Here is a 25,238-nt window from a genome sequence, read left to right as displayed (position 1 = left end):
CGGCCGAAGACCCAAGTAGCTCCGCTACGAGGTCCTTCGTCCGGCACGCCGAGGGCACGCACCGAACACCGCGGGCACCGCACTGGACATTCAGAACACCCCCTAGCTACCCGAGCTCTCGTGCAGGTACTCCGTGGGAAGGACGGGCTCCCCGCGTGAGAGCTGCGTGGCCGACATCGGCAGACCCGCGCGCGCCCTCGTGTGCCGCTCCCGCGCCGCGTCCAGCGGCTCGCGTGCCACGACCTCGCCGCCCTTGACCAGTTCCACCAGCAGCTGCCGGTCCGCGAGCCCGGCCGGCACCGGCCCGGTGCCGATCACCTCGGCCTCGGCGACCCCGTGGGAGTCCAGCCGCCGCGCGGCCCACTTGCGTCCGCCGACCGACGTCTTGCCGCCGCTGGACTTCTTCGCCACCGGCACCAGCGGCGCGTTCGGGTCCGCGGACTCGGCCCGCGCGACCAGCTTGTAGACCATCGAGGAGGTGGGGTGGCCGGAGCCGGTCACCAGCTGCGTTCCGACGCCGTAGGCGTCCACCGGCGCCGCGGCCAGCGAGGCGATCGCGTACTCGTCCAGGTCCGAGGTCACGACGATCTTCGTGTCGGTCGCGCCCAGCTCGTCCAGCTGCTGCCGTACCCGGTGCGCCACCAGCAGCAGGTCGCCGGAGTCGATCCGCACCGCGCCCAGCTCGGTCCCGGCGACCTCGACGGCCGTGCGGACGGCCTCGGCGACGTCGTAGGTGTCGACCAGCAGGGTGGTGCCCCGGCCCAGTGTGTTCACCTGGGCCTGGAAGGCGTCCCGCTCGCTGTCGTGCAGCAGCGTGAAGGCGTGCGCGGAGGTGCCGACGGTGGGAATGCCGTAGCGGAAGCCGGCCGCCAGATCGGAGGTGGTCGCGAAGCCGCCGACGTAGGCGGCCCGGGAGGCCGCCACCGCCGCCAGCTCGTGGGTGCGCCGGGCGCCCATCTCGATCAGCGGCCGGTCACCCGCCGCCGCCGACATGCGCGAGGCGGCCGCGGCGATCGCCGAGTCGTGGTTGAGGATCGACAGGATCACGGTCTCCAGCAGCACGCACTCGGCGAAGGTGCCCTCGACCCGCATGATCGGCGAGCCCGGGAAGTACACCTCGCCCTCCGGGTAGCCCCAGATGTCCCCGCTGAAGCGGTAGCCGGCGAGCCACTCCAGGGTCTCCTCGCCGACGATCTCCCGCTCGCGCAGGAAGTTCAGCACGGCCGTGTCGAAGCGGAAGTTCTCCACCGCGTCCAGCACCCGGCCGGTGCCGCCCACGACGCCGTAGCGGCGCCCGTCCGGCAGCCGTCGGGTGAAGACCTCGAACACGCTCCGCCGCTCGGCCGTGCCCGACGTGAGGGCGGCCCGCAGCATCGTCAGCTCGTACTGGTCCGTGAAGAGCGCCGTCGAGGGAACGTCCACCGGCAGCCCAAGGTCCGCTGTGTTCATGCTGAGGAGCGTACCCCCATTTCGTCAATCTGACGATTGCGGTCCCGGAGGACGCGATCGCCTTACGGCCAGGCCCGTTTGTGCGTCTACCCCCCTCGGGTGGCAGCATGGGCAGTGTGACGTCACCCGCGCCCCTGGAGATCGAACGCACCGAGTCGGCGGAGGAGGTCTTCGCCGTACCCGAGCCGGACGTCCCGTGGGTCACCATCGTCCACAACGACCCGGTCAACCTCATGAGCTACGTGACGTACGTCTTCCAGTCGTACTTCGGCTACTCCAAGGACAAGGCCACCAAGCTCATGCTCGACGTCCACCACAAGGGCCGGGCGGTCGTCTCCAGCGGCAGCCGCGAGGAGATGGAACGCGACGTGCAGGCCATGCACGGCTACGGCCTGTGGGCGACCCTCCAGCAGGACCGCAAGTAGCCAGCTCCCCGCCCAGCAGCGAAAAGGCGTTCATGCCCGGAACCTTCGAACCGCTCCCCGGCGGCGGCGCGGCCGTCGCCCTCGACGACGTCGAGATCTCCATCATCCGGTCGCTGGCCGTCCAGCTCCTGGAGCTCATCGGCCCCGGCCCCGCCGAGGACGCCTCCGGCGACCCGCTCGCCGAGCTGTTCGCGGAGGGCCCGAGCGAGCCGCCCGCCGACCCGGTGCTGAGGCGGCTCTTCCCGGACGCCTACAGCGACCCCGAGCAGCCCGCCTCGCCGCGGGACGCCGAGGAGCAGAAGGCGTACTCCGCGGAGTTCCGGCGCTACACCGAGAACGACCTGCGGGCCGGCAAGCGGGACAGCGCCCTCGCGGTGATCCGCTCCCTCGACGCGCTCTCCTCGTCCTCGGCCGGCGAGGGCGGTGCGGTGCTGAAGCTGTCGCCGGCGGAGTCCCAGCAGTGGCTCGGCGCGCTGAACGACCTGCGGCTCGCGATCGGCTCGCGGCTGGAGATCACCGACGACGAGGACACCGACCTCCTCTACCGCCTCCCGGACGACGACCCGCGCAAGCCGATGGTGATGGCCTACCTGTGGCTGGGCGGCCTCCAGGAGACGCTGGTCGGAACCCTTATGGCCTGATCAGTGCAGGTTTTGTGACCGGCGGGTGACCGATCGGTGTTCGCTCAGAGGACACTCAAATCCGGATAACGATCGCGTCACCGCACCCGCCTTCTATGCCTCTTCGAGAGCGCTTTGTCCGCTTTTCCCTGTGCGGTGCGCCACATCCCGCCCGTGTGATCAGTGTTGCGGCCGTGATAAATCTTCACGACCGCCCGGCAGAACACCACCCGAATGTTCGGCCGGGTGCGCCACCGAGCCGGCAACCGCCGGCCAGGCACGAGCGGGCTTCCGGGCTCGCTCAGCTCCATCATTCCGGGGGGATCGAAACCCGATCCGAGGCCGACGAGAGGCCCGGGTCGGCATGGAGAAAGGCGCACCACACATGACCTCTGCGCAGGTCGACACGGAGAAAGCACCTGAAGAGGGCTACGAGCGCGGACTCGGCAGCCGTCAGGTTCAGATGATCGCCATCGGCGGCGCCATCGGCGTCGGCCTGTTCATGGGTGCCGGAGCGAACATCGCCAAGGCCGGCCCCAGCATCATCCTCATGTACGCCCTCGCGGGCGTCGTGATCTTCTTCATCATGCGGGCCCTGGGCGAACTGCTCCTCTACCGGCCCGTCTCCGGCTCGTTCGCCGAGTACGCCCGCGAGTTCCTCGGCCCGTTCTTCGGGTTCGTCACGGGCTGGACGTACTGGCTCATGTGGGTGGTCACCGGCATGGCCGAACTCACGGCCGCCGCGATCTACATCCACTTCTGGTTCCCCGAGATCCCGCAGTGGGTCAGCGCCCTGGTGTTCCTGGTGGTGCTCTTCGGCGTGAACCTGATCTCCGTCAAGATCTTCGGCGAGGTCGAGTTCTGGTTCTCGATGATCAAGGTCACGGCCATCATCGGCATGATCGTCATCGGCCTCGGCGTGCTCACCCTCGGCTTCTCCGACGCCGGTGACACCGCCACCGTCTCGAACCTCTGGTCGCACGACGGCTTCTTCCCGAACGGCATCGGCTCCAGCCTGATGACGCTCCAGGGCGTCATGTTCGCCTACCTCGCCGTCGAGCTCGTCGGCGTCACCGCGGGCGAGTCCGAGAACCCCGAGAAGACCCTGCCCAAGGCCATCAACACCCTGCCCTGGCGCATCATCGTCTTCTACGTCGGCGCGCTGCTGGTGATCCTCTCCGTCGTCAAGTGGACCGAGTTCTCCGCAGGCGAGAGCCCGTTCGTCCACGCCTTCGGCAAGATCGGCATCCCGCTCGCCGCGGGCATCGTCAACTTCGTGGTGCTCACCGCGGCCCTGTCGTCCTGCAACTCGGGCATGTACTCGACCGGCCGGATGCTGCGCGACCTGGCCTCCAACAGCGAGGCGCCGCAGGCGTTCGGCAAGCTCAACGCCCGCAAGACGCCCGCCGTCGGCATCACCGTCTCCGTGGCGCTCATGGGCATCGGCGTCGTGCTGAACTACGTCGTCCCGGAGAAGGCGTTCCTCTACGTCACCTCCGTCGCCACCGCGGCCGGCATCTGGACCTGGATGATGATCCTCGTCAGCCACATCCGCTACCGCGCCGCGGTCGACGCGGGCCGGCTGCGCGCCTCGTCCTTCCCCGCTCCCGGCGGGGCGCTCTTCAGCTGGGTCGCGCTGCTCTTCCTCATCGGCGTGACGTGCATGATCGCGTACGACAAGGACGCGCGGGTCTGCCTGTACGTCGCGGCCGGCTGGGCCGCCGCCCTGGGCATCGGCTGGGCGATCCTCAAGAGCCGCAACCCGCAGATCACCGAGCGCCGCGGCGACGCGGAGTTCGAGAAGGTCGGCTGACCACCCTCAGGACGCCCAGTCGCAGGGAGTACTCGTGGCACTCCCTGCGGCTGCCGCTCAGGGCGTCCGGCATGTGGGCCGTTCCGTACCAACCCTCGGTACGGAACGGCCCTTCTGCTTATCCTTTCCGGCATGCTGACCATCACCCAGGCGCTCGTCGACCAGATCGTCGCCCACGCGCGCAAGGACCACCCCGACGAGGCGTGCGGCGTCGTCGCCGGCCCGGCGGGGTCAAACCGCCCCGAGCGCTTCATCCCCATGCTGAACGCGGCCATGTCGCCCACGTTCTACGAGTTCGACTCGGGCGACCTGCTCAAGCTCTACCGCGAGATGGACGACCGCGACGAGGAGCCGGTGGTCATCTACCACTCCCACACCGCGACCGAGGCCTACCCCTCGCGCACCGACATCTCCTACGCCAACGAGCCCGGCGCCCACTACGTCCTCGTCTCCACCGCCGACACCGACGGCGCCGGCGAGTTCCAGTTCCGCTCCTTCCGGATCGTCGAGGGCAGGGTCACGGAGGAGGAAGTCCAGGTCGTCGAGGCGTACTGAGGACCCCTGAACAGCACGGTCTCACTCACCGGCCTGAAAACGTCCGCGATGTGGGATCACATTCCAGGACCCGGACCGGGAATCGATACGATGAGCCCATGGTTTTCCACGACGTGAGCGACAAGACGCCGGGCATGCTGCTCGTGGCGCGGCTGCACGTCGACCTGTGCAGGCTCGCCAGCGCCATCTGTTGACGCCGGTCCCTGCCGCCGTACGGCCGTGAGCCGCGGCGCTGCACACACGCACCACCCCGCTGTTCCTGCGCTGCCGCGCGCCCCGACTGACTACTCCCGACAGGAGCCCTGAAGCCATGGCCATCGAGGTCCGCATCCCGACCATCCTCCGCACCTACACCGACGGTCAGAAGGCGGTGGAGGGCAAGGGAGACACCCTCGCCGAGCTCTTCAACGACCTCGAGACCCGGCACCCGGGCATCCAGGCCCGCATCGTCGACGGCGACCAGCTGCGCCGCTTCGTCAACGTGTACCTGAACGACGAGGACGTCCGCTTCCTCGACGGCATCAACACCAAGCTGTCGGACGGCGACAACGTCACGATCCTGCCGGCCGTGGCCGGCGGCATGGTCTGATCACCGATGCGCTACGACTCCCCCCTGGCCGCGGTCGGCAACACCCCCCTGGTGCGCCTGCCGCGGCTGTCGCCGTCCGCCGACGTCCGTATCTGGGCGAAGCTGGAGGACCGCAACCCGACGGGATCGGTCAAGGACCGTCCGGCCCTGCACATGATCGAGCAGGCGGAGAAGGACGGCCGCCTCACCCCGGGCTGCACCATCCTCGAGCCGACGTCGGGCAACACCGGCATCTCCCTGGCGATGGCGGCGAAGCTCAAGGGCTACCGCATCGTGTGCGTGATGCCGGAGAACACCTCGCAGGAACGCCGGGACCTGCTGGGCATGTGGGGCGCGGAGATCGTCTCCTCCCCGGCGGCGGGCGGCTCCAACACCGCCGTGCGCGTCGCCAAGGAGCTCTCGGCCGAGCACCCGGACTGGGTGATGCTCTACCAGTACGGCAACCCGGACAACGCGGGCGCCCACTACGCCACGACCGGCCCCGAGATCCTCGCGGACCTGCCGTCCGTCACCCACTTCGTGGCCGGCCTCGGCACGACCGGCACGCTCATGGGCGTGGGCCGCTTCCTGCGCGAGCACAAGCCCGACGTCCAGATCGTCGCGGCCGAACCGCGCTACGACGACCTGGTCTACGGCCTGCGCAACCTGGACGAGGGCTTCGTCCCCGAGCTGTACGACGCGTCCGTCCTCACCAGCCGCTTCTCGGTCGGCTCGGCCGACGCGGTCACCCGCACCCGCGAGCTGCTCCAGCAGGAGGGCATCTTCGCCGGCGTCTCGACGGGAGCCGCGCTGCACGCCGCGATCGGCGTCGGCAAGAAGGCCGTCAAGGCCGGAGAGCCGGCCGACATCGTCTTCGTCGTCGCCGACGGCGGCTGGAAGTACCTGTCGACGGGCGTCTACACGGCGGCCACGACGGAGGAGGCCATCGACACGCTCCAGGGCCAGCTCTGGGCGTAGCCGACGCCGGGCACCGACACGGACGAAGGGCTGGAGTCACGACTCCGGCCCTTCGTGCTGCTCAGCCCGCCAGGTACCGGACCTGGTCCCACAGCGCCGGATCCACCACGCCGACCCGCCGCCGGAAGCCCCACACCGGGACCTCCCGCAGCTCGTCCGTCTCCAGGAAACTCGCGCGGCCCTGGGTGTCGCCGACCGAGCCCGGGGGCAGCGGGATCACCCCGGTGCGCTCGTCGCGGAACCGGGTGGTGATCTTCGCGACCGTCGCCCGCTCCCCGCGCACCGCCAGCACCAGACAGGGCCGGTCCTTCGTGCGGGCCTCGTCCTCGTAGGGCACGTCCGCCCACCAGATCTCCGCCGGCTGCGGCCGGCCCTCCTTCGTGGCGACCGGTGCGGCCGTCCGGACCCGCCGGGCCGACGGCCGCCGGCCCCGGCCCCAGCCGTCGACGAGCGTGGCGATGAGCGCGAGCAGCACCACCGCGGCGAGCGCCAGCCACCAGGACGTGTCCATACTGAGACGTTACCGGCGCCGCCCCCGCCGCGCGCCCCCCTCACGCGGATCACCCCCCGGCCCTGCCAGCCGAACCGGTGACACCACAGGTGAGTTCGCCCACAACAGGCCTTGGTGGAGGAGCTACCGGAGGTTTTGCGCCTTACGCTCGACGGACCGCACGACCCCCGACGCCCCTCTCAGACTTATCCCGCCAGCGGAGGTTTCTGCTTCATGAAGCTCACCGTCGTCGGCTGCTCGGGGTCGTTCCCGTCCGCGGAATCGGCCTGCTCGAGCTACCTCGTCGAGGCCGACGGCTTCCGGCTGCTTCTCGACCTGGGCAACGGTGCCCTGGGCGAGTTGCAGCGCCACTGCGGTCTCTACGACCTTGACGCGATCTTCCTCAGCCATCTGCACGCCGACCACTGCATCGACATGTGCGCGTACTTCGTCGCGCGCTACTACCGCCACGACGGCGGCCGCTGCGCTCCACTCCCCGTCTTCGGCCCCGAAGGCACGGAACACCGGCTGACCACCGCCTACGCGGACACCCCCTCCGCCTCCTCCATGAGCGAGGTCTTCGACTTCCACACGGTCAAGCCGTCCACCTTCGAGCTAGGCCCGTTCACGGTGCACACCGAGCGGGTGGCCCACCCCGTGGAGGCGTACGGCATCCGGATCGAGCACGACGGCCGGACGCTGGCCTACTCCGGCGACACCGGCGTGAGCCCCGCGCTGGACGAACTCGCCCGGGACGCCGACCTGTTCCTGTGCGAGGCCGCGTTCACGCACGGCAAGGAGAACATCCCCGACCTGCACCTCAACGGCCGCGAGGCGGGTGAGACGGCGGCCCGGGCCGGTGCCCGCCGCCTGGTCCTCACCCACATCCCGCCGTGGACGGACCCCCAGGTCAACCTCGCCGACGCCCGCGAGGTCTACGACGGCCGAGTGGACCTGGCCGCGCCGCGCCAGACGTACGAGATCTAGCGCTCGACGCACGAAGGCCCCGGAACCAGAGCGGTTCCGGGGCCTTCGGCGTGGACAGGGCTACTTCGCCTCCGCCTTCTGCAGCTCGGCGAGTTCCTCGTCGGACTCGCGGCCCGGCGTCGGCAGGTTGAACTTGGTGATCGCGAAGCGGAAGACCACGTAGTAGACCGCCGCGAAGCACAGTCCGACCAGGGCCAGGCCCCACGGGTTGCTCGCGATGCCCAGGTTGAGGAAGAAGTCCACCGCGCCGGCCGAGAAGCCGAAGCCGTCCTTCATCCCCAGGGCCCAGGTCAGCGCCATCGAGACGCCGGTGAGCACGGCGTGGATCGCGTACAGCACCGGGGCGATGAACATGAAGGTGAACTCGATCGGCTCGGTGACGCCCGTGACGAACGAGGTCAGCGCGAGCGACAGCATCATGCCGCCGACTATCTTGCGGCGCTCGGGCCGGGCGCAGTGCACGATCGCCAGGCAGGCGGCCGGCAGGGCGAACATCATGATCGGGAAGAAGCCGGTCATGAACTGCCCGGCGCTCGGGTCACCCGCCAGGAACCGGGCGATGTCGCCGCTCTTGCCCTCGTAGGTGCCGGCCTGGAACCAGGGGAAGGAGTTCAGCAGGTGGTGCATGCCGATCGGGATCAGCGCACGGTTGGCGACACCGAAGATGCCCGCGCCGACCGCCCCGGAACCGACCAGCCACTCACCGAAGTTGTGCAGAGCGGTGCCGAGGACCGGCCAGATGTAACCGAAGACGATGCCGATGACCAGACCCGCGAAGGCCGACAGGATCGGCACCAGGCGGCGGCCGCCGAAGAAGCCCGCCCAGTCCGGCAGCTTGGTGCGGTAGAACCGCTGGTAGAGCAGGGCGACGACGAGGCCCATCACCACACCGCCGAGCACCTTGGCGTCCACCGGCGCGTCCGTCATGACTATCTTGCCGTCGACGACCTTCGCCACCTGGGGCAGGTTCTTGTCGGTGAACGTGGCCAGCACGTTCTTGAAGACCAGGTAGCCGACCACGGCCGCCAGGGCGGTGGAGCCGTCGGACTTCTTGGCGAAGCCGATCGCGATGCCCACGGCGAACAGCAGCGCCATGTTGTCGAGGATCGCGTTGCCGCCGGCCGCCATGAAGCCCGCGATCTTGGTGATGAACGCGGGGAACGACTCGCGCCCGAGCATGTCGGTGTTGCCGAGTCGGACCAGCAGGGCGGCGGCGGGCAGGACGGCGACGGGCAGCATCAGGCTCCGGCCGATGCGCTGCATGACGGCCATCACCGCCGACCCCTTCTTCGGGCTCGCGGGCGCGGCTGTGGCTGTGGACATGAACTTCCTCCAGGGGGCACGGCGCCGCCCAGGGAGAATTCAGCGGGGGACGGCGGCGTCTCAAAGAAAGGGGAACGCGGTCATCACCGCGCGACCTCCACCAGTGAGTGGTGTAGACCAGTTGTAGCACGGTAGGCCGAACGAGTGGAACCCGCCAATTTCCGCGCTCTGAGACGATCACGCCTTGGCGCTGTCCTCCACGTCCTCCGCAGGCTCCCGACCCGGAGTCCTCAGGTCGAACCTCGTGATCGCGAACCGGAAGATCACGTAATAGACGAGCGCGAAGCCCAGACCGATCGGGACGATCAGCCACGGCCTCGTCGCCAGATTCCAGTTGATGACGTAGTCGATCAGCCCCGCCGAGAAGCTGAACCCGTCATGCACCCCCAGCCCCCACGTCACCGCCATCGACACCCCCGTCAGCAGCGCGTGCACCACGTACAGCGCCGGCGCGACGAACAGGAACGAATACTCGATCGGCTCGGTGATGCCCGTGACGAACGACGTCAGCGCCACCGACAGCATCAAGCCGCCGACCTCCTTGCGCCGCTCCGGCCGCGCACAGTGCGTGATCGCCAGCGCCGCCGCCGGCAACGCGAACATCATGATCGGGAAGAACCCCGAGGTGAACTGACCGGCGTCCGGATCCCCCGCCAGGAACATGTTGATGTCACCGTGCACCACCGTCCCGTCCGGCTTCGTGAACGAGCCGAACTGGAACCAGATGGGCACGTTCAGGAACTGATGCAGCCCCACCACCAGCAACGCCCGGTTCGCCACCCCGAACACACCCGCGCCCCACGCGTCCAGACCGTCCATCCAGTCGCTGAAACTCTCCAGCGCGTCACCGATCGGCGGCCACACCCACAGACACAGCGCCGCGAACGCGATCGCCACGAACGCCATGATGATGGGCACCAGCCGCCGCCCGTTGAAGAACCCCAGCCAGTCCACCAGCCGCGTGCGATGGAAACGCGCCCAGAAGAACGCCGCCAGCAACCCCATCACGATCCCGCCGAACACCCCCGGATTCTGGAACGCGAACGCCGTCACCGTCCGGTCCCCGTCGGTCACCTGGCACCCGACGTTCGGCACCGCCACCGAGCCCTCCGGGCAATCCTCCGGAAACTGCCGCAACACCGCCCAGTACACGAGGAACCCGACCACCGCCGCCAGCGCCGTCGAACCGTCCGCCTTCTTCGCCATCCCGATCGCAACGCCCACACAGAACAGCAGCGGCAACCCCAGCGAACTGTCCAGCAGCGCACCGCCCGCCCCCACCATCACCTTCGAGACGTTCGTCCACCCCAGGCCGTCGTCCCCGAACACATCCGGCTGCCCCAGCCGGTTGAGGATCCCCGCCGCCGGCAGCACCGCGATCGGCAACTGCAGACTGCGGCCCATCTTCTGCAACCCTTGGAACAGCCGGTTCCAGTGGGCATGTCCAGGACGAGCGGCGGCCTCGGCGCCGGCGGGGCTGTCCGCACTCATTCCGGTCCCCTTTGTCGGGAGGCGGGCTTGTGGTGTAGACCAGTCGTTCGGACGGTCGCGCGAACGTGACGCCATCATTCGGCACACGCGACATGACCGCTCGCGAAGATGGGCCAACTGTGGGTTACTGCGACAAAGCGGTTCGGATCAGGGAGAACGAAGATGGCCAGCAAGGCTGAGAAGATCGTTGCCGGGCTCGGCGGCATCGACAACATCGAAGAGGTCGAAGGCTGCATCACCCGCCTGCGGACCGAGGTCGTGGACCCCGCCAAGGTCGACGAGACCGCCCTGAAGGCCGCCGGCGCCCACGGCGTCGTCAAGATGGGCACCGCGATCCAGGTCGTCATCGGCACCGACGCCGACCCCATCGCAGCGGAAATCGAAGACATGATGTGAAGAACGGGGATCGTCCCGGGCTTCACCCCCTGACACCCCCCAGCGCACCACCGGGGCCCCTCCCACCGCGGGAGGGGCCCCTTCCGCACGTACGGATAGGCTCAGCCGCATGTCTCGAATCGACGGCCGCACCCCCCAGCAGCTCCGCCCCATCACCATCGAGCGCGGCTGGAGCAAGCACGCCGAAGGCTCCGTCCTCGTCTCCTTCGGCGACACCAAGGTCTTCTGCACCGCCTCCGTCACCGAAGGCGTCCCCCGCTGGCGCAAGGGCAGCGGCGAAGGCTGGGTCACCGCCGAATACTCCATGCTGCCCCGCTCCACCAACACCCGAGGCGACCGCGAGTCCGTCAAGGGCCGCATCGGCGGCCGCACCCACGAGATCAGCCGCCTCATCGGCCGTTCCCTGCGCGCCGTCATCGACTACAAGGCCCTCGGCGAGAACACCATCGTCCTCGACTGCGACGTCCTCCAGGCCGACGGCGGCACCCGCACGGCAGCCATCACCGGCGCCTACGTCGCACTGGCCGACGCCGTCGCCTGGGCCCAGGGCAAGAAGCTCATCAAGGCCGGCCGCAAGCCCCTCACCGGCACCGTCTCCGCCGTCTCCGTCGGCATCGTCGGCGGCGTCCCCCTCCTCGACCTCTGCTACGAAGAGGACGTCAAGGCCGACACCGACATGAACGTCGTCTGCACCGGCGACGGCCGCTTCGTCGAGGTCCAGGGCACCGCCGAAGCCGAGCCCTTCGCCCGCGACGAACTCAACGCCCTCCTCGACCTCGCCGTCGCCGGCTGCGACGAACTCGCCGCCCACCAGCGCGCCGCGCTTGCTACCGTCCTCGGAAAGTAAAGGGCACACCAAGACGGGTGCTCGGCACGGGCAACCGCGCCGAGCACACTCGCGTCTGAAGGAGTACGGGCGCACGGCTCATCCCTGTGCGCCCGGCCAGCCGCGCGGGCCCGACCGGCCCGACCGAACGAGAGGGACCGCTCCATGGCCGCGAGCCGCCGACGCCGCACCGCAGCAGTCGCCGCCACCCTGGCGGCCGTCGCGCTGACCGCCGGACTCACCACCGGCTGCGCCGCCGTCGACAAGGCGCTGGACTGCGTCCAGACCGCCGACGCCATCGCCGACAGCGTCACGGAACTCCAGCAGGCGATCGACAGCGCGGCGAACGACCCGACGCAGATCGACGAGTCCCTCGACTCCATCGACAAGAACCTCGGCGAGATCGGCGACAAGACCGACAACGCGGATGTCGGCAAGGCCGTCGACGACCTGAACAAGGCCGTCGACAACGTCCGCACGTCGATCAAGAACGGCGACGAGACGCCCGACATCAGCCCGGTCACGGACGCGGCGGGCGAACTGACCAAGGTCTGCACGCCGTAACGACGACGGCCGGTGGCCGACCGCGGGTGCGTCGTGGTCACTCGCGCAGCCCCCCGCGCCCCTGACGGGGCGCGGAATACTGTTGGGCCTATGAGTCGCCTGATCCTCGCCACCCGTAACGCCGGAAAGATCACCGAGCTTCGTGCCATCCTCGCCGAAGCCGGGCTGCCCCACGAGCTCGTCGGTGCCGACGCCTACCCGGACATCCCCGACGTCAAGGAAACGGGAGTGACGTTCGCCGAGAACGCACTCCTCAAGGCCCACGCCCTGGCCCGGGCGACGGGCCTTCCGGCCGTCGCCGACGACTCCGGCCTCTGCGTCGACGTCCTCAACGGAGCCCCCGGCATCTTCTCCGCCCGCTGGTCCGGCCGCCACGGCGACGACAAGGCCAACCTCGACCTCCTCCTCGCCCAGCTCTCGGACATCGCCGAGGAACACCGCGGCGCCCACTTCGCCTGCGCGGCGGCCCTGGCCCTGCCCGACGGCACGGAAAGGGTGGTGGAGGGCCAGTTGCGGGGAGTGCTGCGCCACGAGCCGTCCGGCACGGGCGGCTTCGGCTACGACCCGATCCTCCAGCCGGAGGGCGATACGCGGACCTGCGCGGAGTTGACTCCCCAGGAGAAGAACGCGATCAGCCATCGAGGGAAGGCGTTTCGGGCGTTGGTGCCGGTGGTGCGGGAGCTGCTCGGCTGACGGCATGGAGAAGGGCGCCCACTGAGTGGTGCGCCCTTCGTGGGTGAGCCCGGTGGGACTCGAACCCACGACACACCGGACCTAAACCGGCGCCCTCTTGCCAGCTGGGGTACGGGCCCACAGCGCTGCCTACTCTACTGGGCGTGGTGGACCGCTCGGCGGCCTCCTCGGCACCACGTCGTAGTGATCGCGCCCGGTATCACGAGCGCTCGGAGGCCGGATCCGCATACCAGCATCCGAAAGTGCTTTCAGCGATGAGAGGCCGAAATGCTGCGGTCGGTGTCGCCGGAGCCGGGGCGGCAGGAGGTCTGGAGCACCTGTCGCACCGTCACTGTCCGAGCCCGATCACCGTGTGGCCGGCCGAGGCGAGTGCGGTGCTGGAGCGACACGGGATGCGAGGCGCCGACGGCACGGTCCGCGTCCCGTGCGAGGGTCGCTGAGAGCTTCTTTTCGCAGGCCAGAAGGGGCTGAACGGCTCTCACGCGAAGATTCGCGCGCCTGTCGTGCAGGCCGATGCGACCCGCGGAACCCGGCGGTTCCTTCGTGAACCACAGTGCTCGACCACGTGGATCACCGCCTTCGTGCAGGCCGTCCACACTCTCCATCCAGTCAGCTCAGACCGGCGGTACGAGGCACGGAATGTTCACGTCACGTTGACTGAAAGATCATCTGTTCGGTAGCTTCCACGCCTCGCCTGATGTGGACAGGCCTCATGGGGGGCCGCATCAGGGGGGAGATTCGGAGTTCCCGCATGTCGGGCAGATCCTCCAAGCGCGCATCCGCCGTGATCGCCATGGCGTCAGCATTCGTCCTCGCGTTGTCCTCTGGTGCCTGGGCCAACTGGTCGAGCAGCATCAACTCGTGGACGGACGGCGGCGGGAGCAACGGGCAGTCCCGCTACTGGGCGGACGAGAGCTACTCGGAGATCATCTTCAAGGGCTGCACCGTGCAGGGCGGCAGCAAGACCACCGGGGTCGAGCTGTGGGACTACGACGCGCTGTCGGCCAACGACTTCTACGGTGAGAAGACCTTCACCAACTGCTTCAACGGCACGACCTACGCGAGCCGGGGCGAGTACAACGGCCTGCCTCAGGAGTCGGACTACTTCTTCCAGCTCGACAACGTCGGCGGCGGAAGCAACGCGTGCTGCCTCCTGTGGGCGACCTACGCGGGAGTCGACACCAGTCTCGCCGATTCCTGATCAGTGATCTGCAGCGTGGTGCCTCGCTGACGGCGAGGCACCACGCCCCCTTTTCGGACCGCTTCAGGAAGCCAAGAAGTGAAACCCCTCACACTCATCAGGTCCAGCAGCGCGCTGCGGGTCGCGCCTGTCGCCCTGCTTCTCGTGTTCGCCTACTACGCCACCGATCTCGGTGACGACCTCCGCTTCGATCCGCTGGGCTACTCCGCCACTGTGGTCGACGCGGTGCTGCGCAACCTGCTGCCCGTCGCCTTCGCGGTTGTCTCGGGTCTCGCCGCGTGGGAGGCGCGGAAGCTGGGAGCCTCCGGCATCTGGCGGCTGGGGGCGGTGCGCTCCCGCTACACCATCGCCGCGCTGCATCTGTCTCCCGTCGTCGCACTGGCCTGGTTGCTCCTCGTCCTTCCCACGCTGTGCGCCCTTGCTCAGGAGCAGGTCGCACCCGACCTGCCCGGCCTCACGCTGCTGGCCTTCGGGCTGGTGCTCTGCGTCGCCCACGGCATCGTCGGATTCGCCGTCGGAGCCACCATCCGGCACATCGCCGTAGTGCCGATCATCGCGGTCACCGACTTCCTGGCCGTCGGCTGGTCCACGGGACTGGAGACACCGTGGCCCCGGCACCTCACCGGCCTCTTCGCCGGAAAGATGATGTTCGGCGAACTGCCCACCCCCGCCGCCCTCGCGGCTCCCCTCCTGCTCGCCGTCGGCTCCGCCTGCGCCATGGCTCTGCTCTGGGCACCTGTTTCCCGCTGGCTACGAGGAGCCGTCGCGGGAGCACTCGTCTTCGCCTGCGCGTTCGGATCCTTCTCTTTGGTCAGCAACTGGAGCTACATAGGCCCACGGAGCACCGGTCATGGCACGATCGCCTGTGCCGGGCAGTCCCCCCGCATCTGTCTGCCCGAGGCGCGCGCCGAGCACATCTCCGCTCTCAGCGAGGAAGCGGATGCGACGCTGGAACTCCTGCGCCGAGCCGGTCTGCCCGCCGAGCCGGCTTCCATCGCAGACACTTCTCTCAACCTCCGGTATCCCGAACCGTCCACGGAGGATGACTGGACCGTCCCACTCGGGGTCGGCGAGGCGACCGGCACCGTTCGCTACCAGATCGCCCGCGAAGTGGTGCGATTCGACTGCGCACCTCCCGCCACCGGCCCCGCCCGCCTGGTGTACTACTGGGTGTCCTCCAAAGTCGGGCAGGCGGACACCTACTTGAGACGGCTCAGCTCCGAACCCGATTTCACCCCCCAGGAACGCAGCCGTATCCAGGACGGAGTGGGGAAGGTCCTGCGGTTGAGCAGGGCACAGCAGGTGGACTGGTACGAGACGACCGTGGCGGAGGCCTGCGAGGACGACGGGAATGCAACGTGATGTGGTGGCTGCGTGCCCGCCGCGCCCACACTCGGCTGCCCCTGGGTTTCCTCATGTTCGCGCTTCTGGCGGCGATCGTTCAGGACACCCCCCTCTTCCTGCCGTCCATCTGGTCCGGCGGCTCCGAGCTCGTGCAGGCCGTCACACTTGTCCCGCTCGTGCTGACCTCGGTCCTCTTCGACTGTCTGCACACCCGGCTGGGCGCCGCCGAGAACACCGGAATCCGACCCGTCAGGTTCTTCGACGTCCTGCTCTCGCTCGGCACGGTGGCAGGCGCATGTGCCGTGGGTGAGGTGATCGCCATGGTCACCGGGGCCGCATCGGCCGAGACACTGGGCCGCAACACGGCCTTCCTCGCCGGCCTCACCCTGTTGTGCGGGGCTCTCTTCGGGAGATCCGCGGTCCTCGTTCCGGCGCTGTGGCCGCTGATCGGCGTGCTTTTCGGCATGCGAGCGCCCGGCGACGCCTACCCGTGGACCGTACTCCTCGAACCGCCTGGCACCTGGTACGCCACCACGGGAGCCCTCTTGATGCTCACCGTCGGCGTGGGTGCCCACCTCCTTTCACCGAACCGCATCGCACGGAGAGCCGCATGACGCTTGTTCTCGATTCCTGCACCTTCGCCTACGGCCGACGGCGGGCTGCCGTGCTGAAGGACTTCAACTACCGCCTTCCGGACGGACTGACCATCCTCCTCGGACCGAACGGGGCCGGAAAGTCCACGATGTTGCAGCTGGCCGCTGCCGTCACCGCGCCCCAGCGCGGAAGGGTGACGTGGGACGGACTTGACGCGAGGAGCAAGGACTACCGGCGGACGGTGGCCTGGATGCCGCAGAACATCACCCCCCTGCCCTCACTCACAGCACGCGAGTACGTCGCCTATGTGGGCTGGCTGAAGGGGATGAGCAGGGGCGATGCCTGGGCCAACGCTCCTCGAGCGCTGTCCCGCGTCGAGATGTCGGAGCGCGCCGACACGCGCACCGGCCAGCTCTCGGGCGGCCAGCTGAGGCGGGTGGGTGTGGCCTGTGCCCTGGTCCACGATGCACGAGTGCTGCTCCTGGACGAACCCACGGCCGGCATGGACCCACGTCAGCGACGGGTTTTCCGAGATCTCCTGGCCTCGGTCAAGGACGAGGTCCGCATCCTGCTGTCCACGCACGACGTGACCGACCTTGCCGAAGAGGCCGATCACGTGTCCGTTCTGGTGGGCGGACGTCTCGTGCAGAACGGTTCGACCAGAGAATTCCTCGCCCACACCCCGCCCGGTACGGCGCAGGGCCGGGCTGCCGAAGGGGCTTATACGACCCTGCTCGAGTCGGCCTGACCCGTCGGTCTCCGATGCGGGCCGAGATCATCTCGGCCCGCATCGGCTCCGAGCCCCGCTCGACCGGATCAGACCCCCAGGTCCTTGATGATCTTGGCTACGTGGCCCGTCGCCCGGACGTTGTACAGCGCGCGCTCGACCTTGCCGTCCTCGTCCACGACGATCGTGGAGCGGATGACGCCCATGTAGGTCTTGCCGTAGTTCTTCTTCTCGCCGAAGGCGCCGTAGGACTCCAGGACCTGCTTGTCCGGGTCGGCCAGCAGGGTGACCTTCAGGGACTCCTTGTCGCGGAACTTGGCCAGCTTCTCCGGCTTGTCGGGGGAGATGCCGATGACGTCGTAGCCCGCGCCCGTCAGCAGCTCCAGGTTGTCCGTGAAGTCGCAGGCCTGCTTGGTGCAGCCGGGGGTGAGGGCGGCCGGGTAGAAGTACACGATGACCTTGCGGCCCTTGTGGTCCGACAGGGACACCTCGGTGCCGTCGGCGTCGGGCAGGGTGAAGGCGGGGGCCACGTCCCCCGGCTGGAGTCGCTCGCTCATCGGACCAGCCTAACCGGGGGTCGAGGCAGTGCGATGAGCCGTGGAGCTGACAGACTGTCCGGCACAGGCTTCACACCGACTTCGAAAGGCGACACGGTGGCGGACACGGCGGACACCAGGACCCCGGCGCAGATCGAGGCGGACATCAGGCGCCGCCGCGCGACCCTGGCCGAGACCCTCGACGAGATCGGGGTGCGGGTGCACCCGAAGACGATCGTCGGGGATGCCAAGGCCAAGGTCGCTTCCAACATCGACCACACCCTCGGGCGGGCCTACGTGGAGGTCAACCGGGCCGTCACGGACGTGCGGGCCCGGTTCGTGGACGAGGACGGCGCGCCGCGGCTGGAGCGGGTCGTGCCGGTCGCGCTCGTCGTGGTGGGAGTGGTCGGGCTGCTCGCGGTCAGCACGCGGCGGCGCAAGGGCTGACCCGACGGTCTGCGTTTGCGGGGAAGACAGGTAGGTTTCAGGGCGTGAGCGCCAAGAGAAACGAGCACAGTACCCATCCGGACAAGCTGCCCATCCGGATGCTGCACGACCGCGTACTCGTGCGGCAGGACACCAGCGAGGGCGAGCGGCGTTCCGGCGGCGGCATCCTGATCCCCGCCACGGCCGCGGTCGGCCGGCGGCTGGCGTGGGCCGAGGTCGTCGCGGTGGGCCAGAACGTGCGGACCGTGGAGACGGGCGACCGGGTGCTGTACGACCCGGAGGACCGCGCCGAGGTCGAGGTGCGGGGGATCGCGTACGTGCTCATGCGCGAGCGTGATCTGCACGCCGTGGCCGCGGACCGCTTCGAGGGGGCCGAGGACTCGACGGGCCTCTACCTGTAGGGCCGACAGCAGTGTGCGAGGGGCCGGTGACGGGTGTCGCCGGCCCCTCGTCATGGGTTTTGCTACGTTGGAGGGACCCCCGACGAGACGCGCCGTACCGGGATCAAGGCAAAGACGACGCACCGACATCGTCAGCCTGTTTCCCGGAGGTGCCCGTCATGGCCTGGGTTCTGCTCGTCGTAGCCGGTCTGCTCGAGGTGGGGTGGTCCGTCGGCATGAAGTACACCGATGGGTTCACGCGTCCGCTGCCCAGTGTGCTCACGGGCGCCGGCATCGTCGCCAGCATGCTGCTGCTGTCGCAGGCCGCCAGGACCCTGCCGATCGGTACCGCCTACGGCGTGTGGGTGGGGATCGGCGCGGCCGGGGCGGCGGTGTTCGGCATGGCGGTGCTGGGTGAGCCTGCGACCGCCGCCCGGATCTTCTTCGTGTGCCTGTTGCTGGTCGCCGTGGTGGGGCTGAAGGCGACCGGCGGGCACTGAGCTATTCGCGGCGGGCGCCCTGCGGGACCACGCCCCAGCCGGGGCCGGTCGGGCCGCCCGTCTGGCCGCCGTCGCTCGTGTCGCCGCCGCCACCGCCCTCCGTGGTGCCGCCGTCGGTGGTGCCGCCGTCCGTGGTGCCGCCGTCGGTCGTGCCGCCGTCCGCGGTGCCGCCGCCGGTGGGGGACTCGCCGCCGGTGCCGCCGTCGGTGGTGCCGCCGTCGGTCTGCCCCTCGGTCTGCCCCTCAGGGGCGCTGGGGCTCTGGCCGGGTGTCTCGGTGCCGGGGTCCTCGCCGCCGGTGGTGGTGCCGCCGTCGGTGGTGCCGCCGGTGGTCGGGTCGGCCGGGGCGTCGCTGCTGGGAGCCTGCGAGACGTCGGAGCCGGGCTGGAGCCTGAGGTCGAACTCCTTGGCGGGCTTGCCCTTGAGGGCGTCCTGGGTGAACTGCGTCCAGATCTCGGCGGGAGCGCCGCCGCCGTTGATGCGTTGCAGGCCCATGGCGCCGTACAGCGACTTGTGGGCGGCGGTGACGGGGTCCTGGCCCATGACGGAGACGACGGTGGCGAGGTCGGGGGTGTAGCCCGCGAACCAGGCCGCGGTGTCCTCCTCGGCGGTGCCGGTCTTGCCGGCGACGGGGCGGCCGGCGGCCTGCGCGGCGGAGGCCGTGCCGTTCTGGACGACGCTCTGCAGCATCGAGGTGGTGGTGTCGGCGGCCTCGCGGCTCACGGCCTGCCGGGTGCGCCGCTCGGGCAGCTCGATGGGCGTGCCCTCCTTGGTGACCTTCTCGACGATCGTGTAGGTGCCGTGCCGGCCGTGGTTGGCGAGGGTGGCGTAGGCCTCCGCCATGTCGAGGACGCTGGCGGTGGCGGTGCCGAGCGCGATGGCGGGGCCGTCGGCGAGGTCGGGGGTGGTCTCGGGGACGCCGAGGTCGATCGCGGTCTGCTTGACCTTCGCGGGGCCGACGTCGGCGGCCATCTGCGCGTACACCGAGTTCACGGAGCTGTCGGTGGCCTCGGTGACGGTGATGTCGCCGTAGGAGTGCTGGTCCTCGTTCTCGGGGGCGTAGGGGTCGCCGGTCCAGCCCTGGACGGGACGCTTGTTGGTGCCGTCGTAGATGGTGTTCGGGGTGATGACGCGGCCGTCCTGGGTCTCCGAGTGGTTCTCGACGGCCGAGGTGAACACGAAGGGCTTGAAGGTGGAGCCGACCTGGAAGTCCCTGCGGGTGGCGTTGGGGGTGTACTGCTTGACGTAGTCGATGCCGTTGTACATCGCCACGACCTTGCCGGTCTTGGGGTCGACGGAGGCGCCGCCCGCGCGGACGTAGGCGTCGACCTTGTTGTTCTTCTTGTCGAGCTTGGACATCAGCTTGTCGTTGACGGCCTTCACGAACGCGTCCTGCTTGCCCTTCTGCAGGGTGGTCGTGATGCGGTAGCCGCCGGCGTCGAGCTTGCCCTCGTCGATGATCTTGTTCTCGGTGAGGTAGTCCTTGACGATCCGGACGATGTAGCCGCGCTGTCCGGACATGCCGGTGGAGAGGGTGGACTCCTTCGGCATGGGGAACTTCATGCCGGCCCGCTCCGACTCGCTGAGCCAGCCCTTCTTGACCATGCCGTCCAGGACGTAGTTCCAGCGGGACTCGGCGGCCTTGCGGTTCTCCGGGTGGGCGACGACGTCGTACTGGCTGGGGGCGTTGACGAGCGCGGCGAGGTAGGCGGAGCGGGCCGGGTCGAGGTCCTTGGCGTCCATGCCGTAGTACGCCTGGGCGGCTGCCTGGATGCCGTAGGCGTTGCGGCCGAAGTAGCTGGTGTTGAGGTAGCCCTCGAGGATGTGGTCCTTGCTGACCTCGCGGTCCAGCTTGATCGCGATGAAGAACTCCTTGGCCTTGCGCGTGACGGTCTGGTCCTGGCGCAGGTAGTAGTTCTTCACGTACTGCTGGGTGATCGTGGAGCCGGACTGCTTGCCCTTGCCGAGGGCGGTGTTCCAGGCGGCGCGGACCATGGCCTTGGGGTCGACGGCGGACTCGGTGTAGAAGTCGCGGTCCTCGGCGGCCAGGATCGCGTGCTGGGCGTCCTTGGAGATCTGCGGGAGGGTGACGTTCTCCCGGTTGACCTCGCCGTCGCGGGCGATCACGGAGCCGTCGGCGTAGAGGTAGACGTTGGCCTGCTTGGTGGCGAGCGCGTTGGCCGGGGGGATCTTCACGAGGGAGTAGCCCAGGAAGAACCCGCCCACCAGCAGCAGGACGACGATGATGAAACCGCCGAGCGTCATGCGCCAGGTCGGGATCGCCCGGCGCCAGCCGGTCCGCTTCGGTTTCCCGGCCGCCGTGGCCGCGGGCGTGCCCGGGTCGCCGTCGGCGTGCGCCTGCGGCTGGCTCGCTGCCCAGCCCGGATTCGGCTGCTGCGGCTGAGGCTCGTCACTCATGTCGTGCACGGACTCCTGTTTCGCGTCGTACGTCGTTCCCGTACGTCTCTGCTCGCTCTTGCGCCCCTGTGATGAAGACTGTCCCATCCGTTGATCAGTTCCCTGATCGAGGGCCGTGTCGTGCGCCGTGCGGTGAGACGGGCCGCGTGCGGGCGGGTGCGCGGGCGGGCACGGGGTCAAACGCGCTGTTGCGCACGCCTGCCCGAATCGTGATCTCGCCTGCGCGACATTCGCCCGAAGGGGGACACGGGTGGATCGCGACGGCTCGTGCGCTCCGCCCGGCCGGTACCGCCGCCACGCTGCTCGCCCTGGCCACGGGCGCCTCGGCCCACGCGGACGCGGACGCAACGGATCGTACCGTCTGGGCCGTTGCGCACTCGCCCCACGACGCCCCCACCGCTGCCCGAAAATGCGTGGCACGCCCGCGCGCCGGACCACTAGGCTCCTGCGCTTCGGTGCCGGGCGGTGAGAAGGGCTGTGGATGTGGGCGCGGGACGCTTGTACGCGGCCGTCGCGGCGGGGGGTTTCAGGCGGTACGCGACGTATCGGGCGGCGACCGTGGCCGGGGTGTTCACCAACACGGTCTTCGGCGTCATCCTCGTCTACACGTATCTGGCGCTGTGGGACGAGAAGCCGCATCTCGGGGGGTACGACCAGGCGCAGGCCGTGACCTATGTGTGGCTGGGGCAGTGTCTCTACGCGACGCTCGCCATCCAGGGCGGGGGTGCCGAGAAGGACCTGATGGAGCGCATCCGCACCGGTGAGATCGCCGTCGACCTGTACCGGCCGGCCGATCTGCAGTTGTGGTGGCTGGCGAGCGATGTGGGGCGGGCGTTGTTCCAGATGCTGGGGCGGGGGGTGATCCCGTTCGTGTTCGGCGCGGTCTTCTTCCCCATGGCGCTGCCGACGGACGTCGTCCCATGGGCGGCTTTCGTGGTCACGCTGCTGCTGGCGACGGTGGTGAGCTTCGCGATCCGCTATCTGGCGGCCCTGAGCGTGTTCTGGCTGATGGACGGCATGGGCGTCAACCAGGTTCTGATGGTCACGGGGGTCTTCTTCTCGGGCATGGTGCTGCCGCTCAACGCCTTCCCGGGTGTGCTGGGCGAGGTGGTGCGGGTGCTGCCGTGGGCGGCGCAGATCCAGATGCCGGCGGACGTGCTGATGGGGGAGACCGACCCGCTCGGGGCGTTCGCCTTCCAGGCGGCGTGGGCGGTGGCGCTGCTGGCGGCGGGGCGGCTGTTGCAGTCGGCCGCGACGCGCAGGGTGGTGGTGCAGGGTGGGTGAGCGCAGTGCCGTGGCCGAGGGGCTGCGGGCCTACCGGCTGATCGCCGGGATGTGGATCCGGTCGAGCATGACCTACCGCACCTCCTTCGTCGTCACGGTGTTCGGGAACCTGACGGTGACCTGCCTGGACTTCGTCGGGATCCTGCTGATGTTCTCGCAGGTCGACTCGCTGGGCGGCTGGTCGCTGCCCGAGGTCGCCTTCCTGTACGGGCTGTCCGTGACGTCGTTCGGGATCACCGATCTGGCGCTCGGGTCGATGGAGGGCCTGGGCGCCCGGATGCGCGACGGCTCGTTCGACACGCTGCTGGTGCGTCCGGCACCGGTGCTCGCCCAGGTCGGGGCCGACCGGTTCGCGCTGCGCCGGCTGGGCCGGATCACCCAGGGCGCGGTGGTGCTGGGCTGGGCGCTGGTGTCGGTGGACGTCGACTGGAGCGCGCCGAAGGTGCTGCTGGTGCCGGTGATGGTGATCAGCGGGGCGGCGATCTTCTCGGCGGTGTTCGTGGCGGGCGCGGCCTTCCAGATCTACGCGCAGGACGCCGCCGAGGTGCAGAACGCCTTCACCTACGGCGGGACGACGCTGTTGCAGTATCCGCCGACGGTTTTCGGCAAGGACCTGGTGCGGGGCGTGACCTTCATGCTGCCGCTGGCCTTCGTCAACTGGGTGCCCGCCGCCCATGTGCTGGGGCGGCCGTACCCGATCGGGCTGCCCGGCTGGACGGCCTTCGCCTCGCCGCTGGTGGCGGTGGCCTGCTGTGCGCTGGCCGGGATGGCGTGGCGGACGGGGCTTCGTTCCTACCGGAGTACGGGGAGTTGAGTTGACCGGTTCGGAAAGCGGGTTCATCGAACTCGAGGGTGTGGAGAAGGTCTTCGAGGTGCGCAGGAAGACCGGCTTCATGAAGCGGGAGCGGCGGCAGGTGCGGGCCGTCGACTCGATCTCCTTCCGGGTGGAACGCGGCGAGATGGTCGGCTACATCGGGCCGAACGGCGCCGGCAAGTCCACCACGATCAAGATGCTGACCGGCATCCTCACACCCAGTGCGGGCCGGCTGCGGGTGGCCGGCATCGACCCCTCCCAGGAGCGGACGCGGCTCGCGCACCGCATCGGCGTGGTGTTCGGGCAGCGCACGACGCTGTGGTGGGACCTGCCGCTGCTGGACTCCTACCGGTTGATGCACCGCATGTACCGCATCCCGGACGCCCGTTACCGGGAGAATCTCGACCGTCTGGTCGAACTCCTCGACCTCGGCGACCTGCTGGACGTGCCCGTACGGCAACTCTCCCTCGGCCAGCGGATGCGCGGCGACATCGTGGCGGCGCTGCTGCACGACCCGGAGGTGCTGTACCTCGACGAGCCGACCATCGGGCTGGACGTCGTCTCCAAGTCCAAGGTGCGGGAGTTCCTGCGGGAGTTGAACGCCGAGCGCGGCACGACGGTGCTGCTGACCACGCACGACCTGCAGGACATCGAGCAGTTGTGCAAGCGGGTGATGGTCATCGACCACGGGCGCCTGATGTACGACGGCCCGCTCGCCGGGCTGCACGGGGTGGGGGAGAGCGAGCGGACCCTGGTCGTGGACCTGGAGCGGGAGCTGCCGCCGATCGAGGCACCGGCGCCCGCGCGGGTCGTCCGGGTGGAGGGCCCGCGCCAGTGGCTGGCGTTCCCGGCGGGGGAGTCGGCGGCGCCGCTCGTGGCGCGGATCGCGGCCGAGTACCCGCTGGTGGACCTGTCGGTGCGGGAGCCGGACATCGAGGCGGTGATCGCGAAGATGTACGCGGATCAGGCCGAGCGGGCGATCTCGTAGCCCCCGGCGGGGTGAACTCGTAATCTGCTGTGTATGACCGACGACGCCGTCCCGGACCTCCGCGCCTCCGACGCCGACCGTGAACAGGTCGCCGGCATCCTGCGGGACGCCCTCGCGGAGGGGCGCCTCGACATGGAGGAGTTCGAGGAGCGGCTCGACGCGACGTACAAGGCGCGCACCTACGGGGAACTGGCGCCGATCACCCGGGACCTGCCGGCCCCGGGCGTCACCGGGCCCCCGGTGTCCCTGACGAAGGATCCCGCCGCCGGCCCGGACTGGTCCGGGCGGATCGTGGGCGGCGAGGGGTCCTCCACGTGGGCCGTCGCCGTGATGTCCGGCTTCCAGCGCAAGGGGCGCTGGACGATGCCCCGGCGGTTCACCTGCTTCGCCTTCTGGGGCGGCGGGGAGATCGACCTGCGCGAGGCGGACTTCGCGGACCGCGAGGTCGAGATCAACGCCATCGCGATCATGGGCGGGGTGGATGTGATCGTGCCGCCCGGGGTAGAGGTCGTCGTCCGCGGCATCGGCATCATGGGCGGCTTCGACCACCGCGAGGAGGGCGTGCCGGGTGAGCCGGGCGCCCCGCGTGTCGTCGTCACGGGCTTCGCGTTCTGGGGCGGCGTCGGGGTCCAGCGGAAGCTGACCCGGGCGGAGAAGCTGCGGATCCGCGAGGAGCGGCGCCAGGAGAAGCTGGAGCGGCGGGAGGGGCGGCGGGAGCTGGACGAGCCGCGCCGGCGGAATTCGCACGGGGAGCACTGAGCCCCGGCAGCGGTGTGCCCGCAGCGGTGTGCCCGCCGCCTGCGGGCAGGCGACGGGCACGGGAGAGACG

General features: G+C 69.5%; 29 protein-coding genes, 1 tRNA gene and 1 riboswitch. Of the genes, 23 read left to right on the top strand and 7 right to left on the bottom strand.

Annotated features, from left to right (window positions below):
• Positions 1-102: 102 nt before the first annotated feature.
• Positions 103-1,449, bottom strand: a complete 1,347-nt coding sequence (locus AB0G20_RS04180) for a nicotinate phosphoribosyltransferase (RefSeq protein WP_361295451.1) — start codon at positions 1,447-1,449, stop codon at positions 103-105.
• A gap of 107 nt (positions 1,450-1,556) precedes the next feature.
• Between AB0G20_RS04180 and clpS the strand changes: the two genes are divergently transcribed.
• The 7 genes from clpS (at position 1,557) to AB0G20_RS04145 (ending at position 6,408) form a co-directional block, all read left to right on the top strand.
• The gene (gene clpS, locus AB0G20_RS04175) at positions 1,557-1,874 is read left to right on the top strand and encodes an ATP-dependent Clp protease adapter ClpS (protein WP_031102986.1); all 318 of its coding nucleotides are present in this window, start codon (positions 1,557-1,559) and stop codon (positions 1,872-1,874) included.
• 32 nt (positions 1,875-1,906) lie between these two features.
• Positions 1,907-2,515 carry a DUF2017 domain-containing protein gene (locus tag AB0G20_RS04170; protein WP_361295448.1) on the top strand — a complete coding sequence of 203 codons (609 nt, stop codon included), beginning with the start codon at positions 1,907-1,909 and terminating at the stop codon, positions 2,513-2,515.
• 364 nt (positions 2,516-2,879) lie between these two features.
• The gene (locus AB0G20_RS04165) at positions 2,880-4,307 is read left to right on the top strand and encodes an amino acid permease (RefSeq protein ID WP_361295445.1); all 1,428 of its coding nucleotides are present in this window, start codon (positions 2,880-2,882) and stop codon (positions 4,305-4,307) included.
• Between the two features lie 132 nt (positions 4,308-4,439).
• On the top strand, positions 4,440-4,862 hold the full coding sequence (locus AB0G20_RS04160; protein WP_361295442.1) for a M67 family metallopeptidase: 423 nt from the start codon (positions 4,440-4,442) through the stop codon (positions 4,860-4,862).
• A gap of 98 nt (positions 4,863-4,960) precedes the next feature.
• The gene (locus AB0G20_RS04155; RefSeq protein ID WP_020270288.1) at positions 4,961-5,056 is read left to right on the top strand and encodes a putative leader peptide; all 96 of its coding nucleotides are present in this window, start codon (positions 4,961-4,963) and stop codon (positions 5,054-5,056) included.
• Positions 5,057-5,172: 116 nt separating this feature from the next.
• Positions 5,173-5,451, top strand: a complete 279-nt coding sequence (locus tag AB0G20_RS04150) for a MoaD/ThiS family protein (protein ID WP_030241696.1) — start codon at positions 5,173-5,175, stop codon at positions 5,449-5,451.
• A 6-nt stretch (positions 5,452-5,457) separates the two neighbouring features.
• Positions 5,458-6,408 (top strand): cysteine synthase, encoded by a 951-nt coding sequence (locus AB0G20_RS04145; protein ID WP_361295438.1) that lies wholly within the window; start codon positions 5,458-5,460, stop codon positions 6,406-6,408.
• 61 nt (positions 6,409-6,469) lie between these two features.
• On the opposite strand, the gene AB0G20_RS04140 is transcribed toward AB0G20_RS04145, so the two are convergent.
• Entirely contained in the window at positions 6,470-6,919 is a 450-nt protein-coding gene (locus AB0G20_RS04140; RefSeq protein ID WP_361295435.1) for a type II toxin-antitoxin system PemK/MazF family toxin, read from the bottom strand.
• A 213-nt stretch (positions 6,920-7,132) separates the two neighbouring features.
• Here AB0G20_RS04140 and AB0G20_RS04135 point away from each other — a divergent pair, with 213 nt between their 5' ends.
• Positions 7,133-7,885 (top strand): MBL fold metallo-hydrolase, encoded by a 753-nt coding sequence (locus AB0G20_RS04135; RefSeq protein WP_361295432.1) that lies wholly within the window; start codon positions 7,133-7,135, stop codon positions 7,883-7,885.
• A 60-nt stretch (positions 7,886-7,945) separates the two neighbouring features.
• On the opposite strand, the gene AB0G20_RS04130 is transcribed toward AB0G20_RS04135, so the two are convergent.
• Both AB0G20_RS04130 and AB0G20_RS04125 read right to left on the bottom strand, forming a co-directional pair.
• Complete coding sequence (locus AB0G20_RS04130) at positions 7,946-9,208, bottom strand: PTS transporter subunit EIIC (protein ID WP_361295429.1); 1,263 nt, start codon at positions 9,206-9,208, stop codon at positions 7,946-7,948.
• A gap of 177 nt (positions 9,209-9,385) precedes the next feature.
• Complete coding sequence (locus tag AB0G20_RS04125; protein WP_361295426.1) at positions 9,386-10,699, bottom strand: PTS transporter subunit EIIC; 1,314 nt, start codon at positions 10,697-10,699, stop codon at positions 9,386-9,388.
• A gap of 162 nt (positions 10,700-10,861) precedes the next feature.
• On the opposite strand from AB0G20_RS04125, the gene AB0G20_RS04120 reads away from it, so the two are divergent.
• The 4 genes from AB0G20_RS04120 (at position 10,862) to rdgB (ending at position 13,178) form a co-directional block, all read left to right on the top strand.
• Positions 10,862-11,095, top strand: coding sequence for a PTS glucose/sucrose transporter subunit IIB (locus tag AB0G20_RS04120; RefSeq protein WP_361295423.1), 234 nt, complete (start codon positions 10,862-10,864; stop codon positions 11,093-11,095).
• Positions 11,096-11,204: 109 nt separating this feature from the next.
• A complete protein-coding gene (gene rph / locus AB0G20_RS04115) occupies positions 11,205-11,942 on the top strand; it encodes a ribonuclease PH (RefSeq protein ID WP_361295420.1) in 738 nt (245 codons plus the stop codon).
• Between the two features lie 144 nt (positions 11,943-12,086).
• Positions 12,087-12,485: a hypothetical protein gene (locus tag AB0G20_RS04110; protein WP_361295417.1), complete on the top strand. Its 399-nt coding sequence runs from the start codon at positions 12,087-12,089 to the stop codon at positions 12,483-12,485.
• 90 nt (positions 12,486-12,575) lie between these two features.
• Positions 12,576-13,178 carry an RdgB/HAM1 family non-canonical purine NTP pyrophosphatase gene (rdgB, locus tag AB0G20_RS04105; RefSeq protein ID WP_361295414.1) on the top strand — a complete coding sequence of 201 codons (603 nt, stop codon included), beginning with the start codon at positions 12,576-12,578 and terminating at the stop codon, positions 13,176-13,178.
• A gap of 44 nt (positions 13,179-13,222) precedes the next feature.
• Here the strand turns inward: rdgB and AB0G20_RS04100 are convergent.
• Positions 13,223-13,297: transfer RNA gene (locus tag AB0G20_RS04100), tRNA-Leu, on the bottom strand.
• 632 nt (positions 13,298-13,929) lie between these two features.
• On the opposite strand from AB0G20_RS04100, the gene AB0G20_RS04095 reads away from it, so the two are divergent.
• From AB0G20_RS04095 to AB0G20_RS04080, 4 genes are all read left to right on the top strand, one after another.
• Complete coding sequence (locus AB0G20_RS04095) at positions 13,930-14,379, top strand: hypothetical protein (protein WP_361295411.1); 450 nt, start codon at positions 13,930-13,932, stop codon at positions 14,377-14,379.
• A gap of 78 nt (positions 14,380-14,457) precedes the next feature.
• A complete protein-coding gene (locus AB0G20_RS04090) occupies positions 14,458-15,741 on the top strand; it encodes a hypothetical protein (RefSeq protein WP_361295408.1) in 1,284 nt (427 codons plus the stop codon).
• Between the two features lie 53 nt (positions 15,742-15,794).
• Positions 15,795-16,337, top strand: a complete 543-nt coding sequence (locus AB0G20_RS04085) for a hypothetical protein (protein ID WP_361295405.1) — start codon at positions 15,795-15,797, stop codon at positions 16,335-16,337.
• Positions 16,334-17,065 (top strand): ATP-binding cassette domain-containing protein, encoded by a 732-nt coding sequence (locus AB0G20_RS04080; protein ID WP_361295402.1) that lies wholly within the window; start codon positions 16,334-16,336, stop codon positions 17,063-17,065. The genes AB0G20_RS04085 and AB0G20_RS04080 overlap by 4 nt, the downstream gene beginning before the upstream one ends.
• A 68-nt stretch (positions 17,066-17,133) precedes the next feature.
• On the opposite strand, the gene bcp is transcribed toward AB0G20_RS04080, so the two are convergent.
• Complete coding sequence (gene bcp / locus AB0G20_RS04075) at positions 17,134-17,601, bottom strand: thioredoxin-dependent thiol peroxidase (RefSeq protein WP_361295399.1); 468 nt, start codon at positions 17,599-17,601, stop codon at positions 17,134-17,136.
• A gap of 96 nt (positions 17,602-17,697) precedes the next feature.
• Here bcp and AB0G20_RS04070 point away from each other — a divergent pair, with 96 nt between their 5' ends.
• The 3 genes from AB0G20_RS04070 (at position 17,698) to AB0G20_RS04060 (ending at position 18,907) form a co-directional block, all read left to right on the top strand.
• Positions 17,698-18,027, top strand: a complete 330-nt coding sequence (locus AB0G20_RS04070) for a DUF3618 domain-containing protein (RefSeq protein WP_306925833.1) — start codon at positions 17,698-17,700, stop codon at positions 18,025-18,027.
• Positions 18,028-18,071: 44 nt separating this feature from the next.
• Positions 18,072-18,428 (top strand): co-chaperone GroES, encoded by a 357-nt coding sequence (locus AB0G20_RS04065; protein WP_030837851.1) that lies wholly within the window; start codon positions 18,072-18,074, stop codon positions 18,426-18,428.
• 56 nt (positions 18,429-18,484) lie between these two features.
• A riboswitch (guanidine-III (ykkC-III) riboswitch) is annotated at positions 18,485-18,552 on the top strand.
• A gap of 34 nt (positions 18,553-18,586) precedes the next feature.
• Positions 18,587-18,907 (top strand): multidrug efflux SMR transporter, encoded by a 321-nt coding sequence (locus tag AB0G20_RS04060; protein WP_361295394.1) that lies wholly within the window; start codon positions 18,587-18,589, stop codon positions 18,905-18,907.
• A gap of 1 nt (position 18,908) precedes the next feature.
• On the opposite strand, the gene AB0G20_RS04055 is transcribed toward AB0G20_RS04060, so the two are convergent.
• The gene (locus tag AB0G20_RS04055; RefSeq protein ID WP_361295391.1) at positions 18,909-21,323 is read right to left on the bottom strand and encodes a transglycosylase domain-containing protein; all 2,415 of its coding nucleotides are present in this window, start codon (positions 21,321-21,323) and stop codon (positions 18,909-18,911) included.
• 483 nt (positions 21,324-21,806) lie between these two features.
• On the opposite strand from AB0G20_RS04055, the gene AB0G20_RS04050 reads away from it, so the two are divergent.
• The 4 genes from AB0G20_RS04050 to AB0G20_RS04035 are packed head-to-tail and all read left to right on the top strand — an operon-like array spanning position 21,807 to position 25,168.
• Positions 21,807-22,607, top strand: coding sequence for an ABC-2 family transporter protein (locus tag AB0G20_RS04050; RefSeq protein WP_361295388.1), 801 nt, complete (start codon positions 21,807-21,809; stop codon positions 22,605-22,607).
• Positions 22,600-23,421, top strand: a complete 822-nt coding sequence (locus tag AB0G20_RS04045) for an ABC transporter permease (protein WP_361295385.1) — start codon at positions 22,600-22,602, stop codon at positions 23,419-23,421. Before AB0G20_RS04050 ends, AB0G20_RS04045 begins: the two co-directional genes overlap by 8 nt.
• Before the next feature lies 1 nt (position 23,422).
• Positions 23,423-24,409 carry an ATP-binding cassette domain-containing protein gene (locus AB0G20_RS04040; RefSeq protein ID WP_361295382.1) on the top strand — a complete coding sequence of 329 codons (987 nt, stop codon included), beginning with the start codon at positions 23,423-23,425 and terminating at the stop codon, positions 24,407-24,409.
• 33 nt (positions 24,410-24,442) lie between these two features.
• Positions 24,443-25,168 (top strand): DUF1707 domain-containing protein, encoded by a 726-nt coding sequence (locus tag AB0G20_RS04035; protein ID WP_361295379.1) that lies wholly within the window; start codon positions 24,443-24,445, stop codon positions 25,166-25,168.
• The last annotated feature ends 70 nt before the right edge of the window (positions 25,169-25,238 follow it).

This window comes from Streptomyces sp. NPDC024017, from assembly GCF_040638895.1.
Classification (GTDB): Bacteria; Actinomycetota; Actinomycetes; order Streptomycetales; family Streptomycetaceae; genus Streptomyces.
This window is presented reverse-complemented; position numbering and strand designations above follow the sequence as displayed.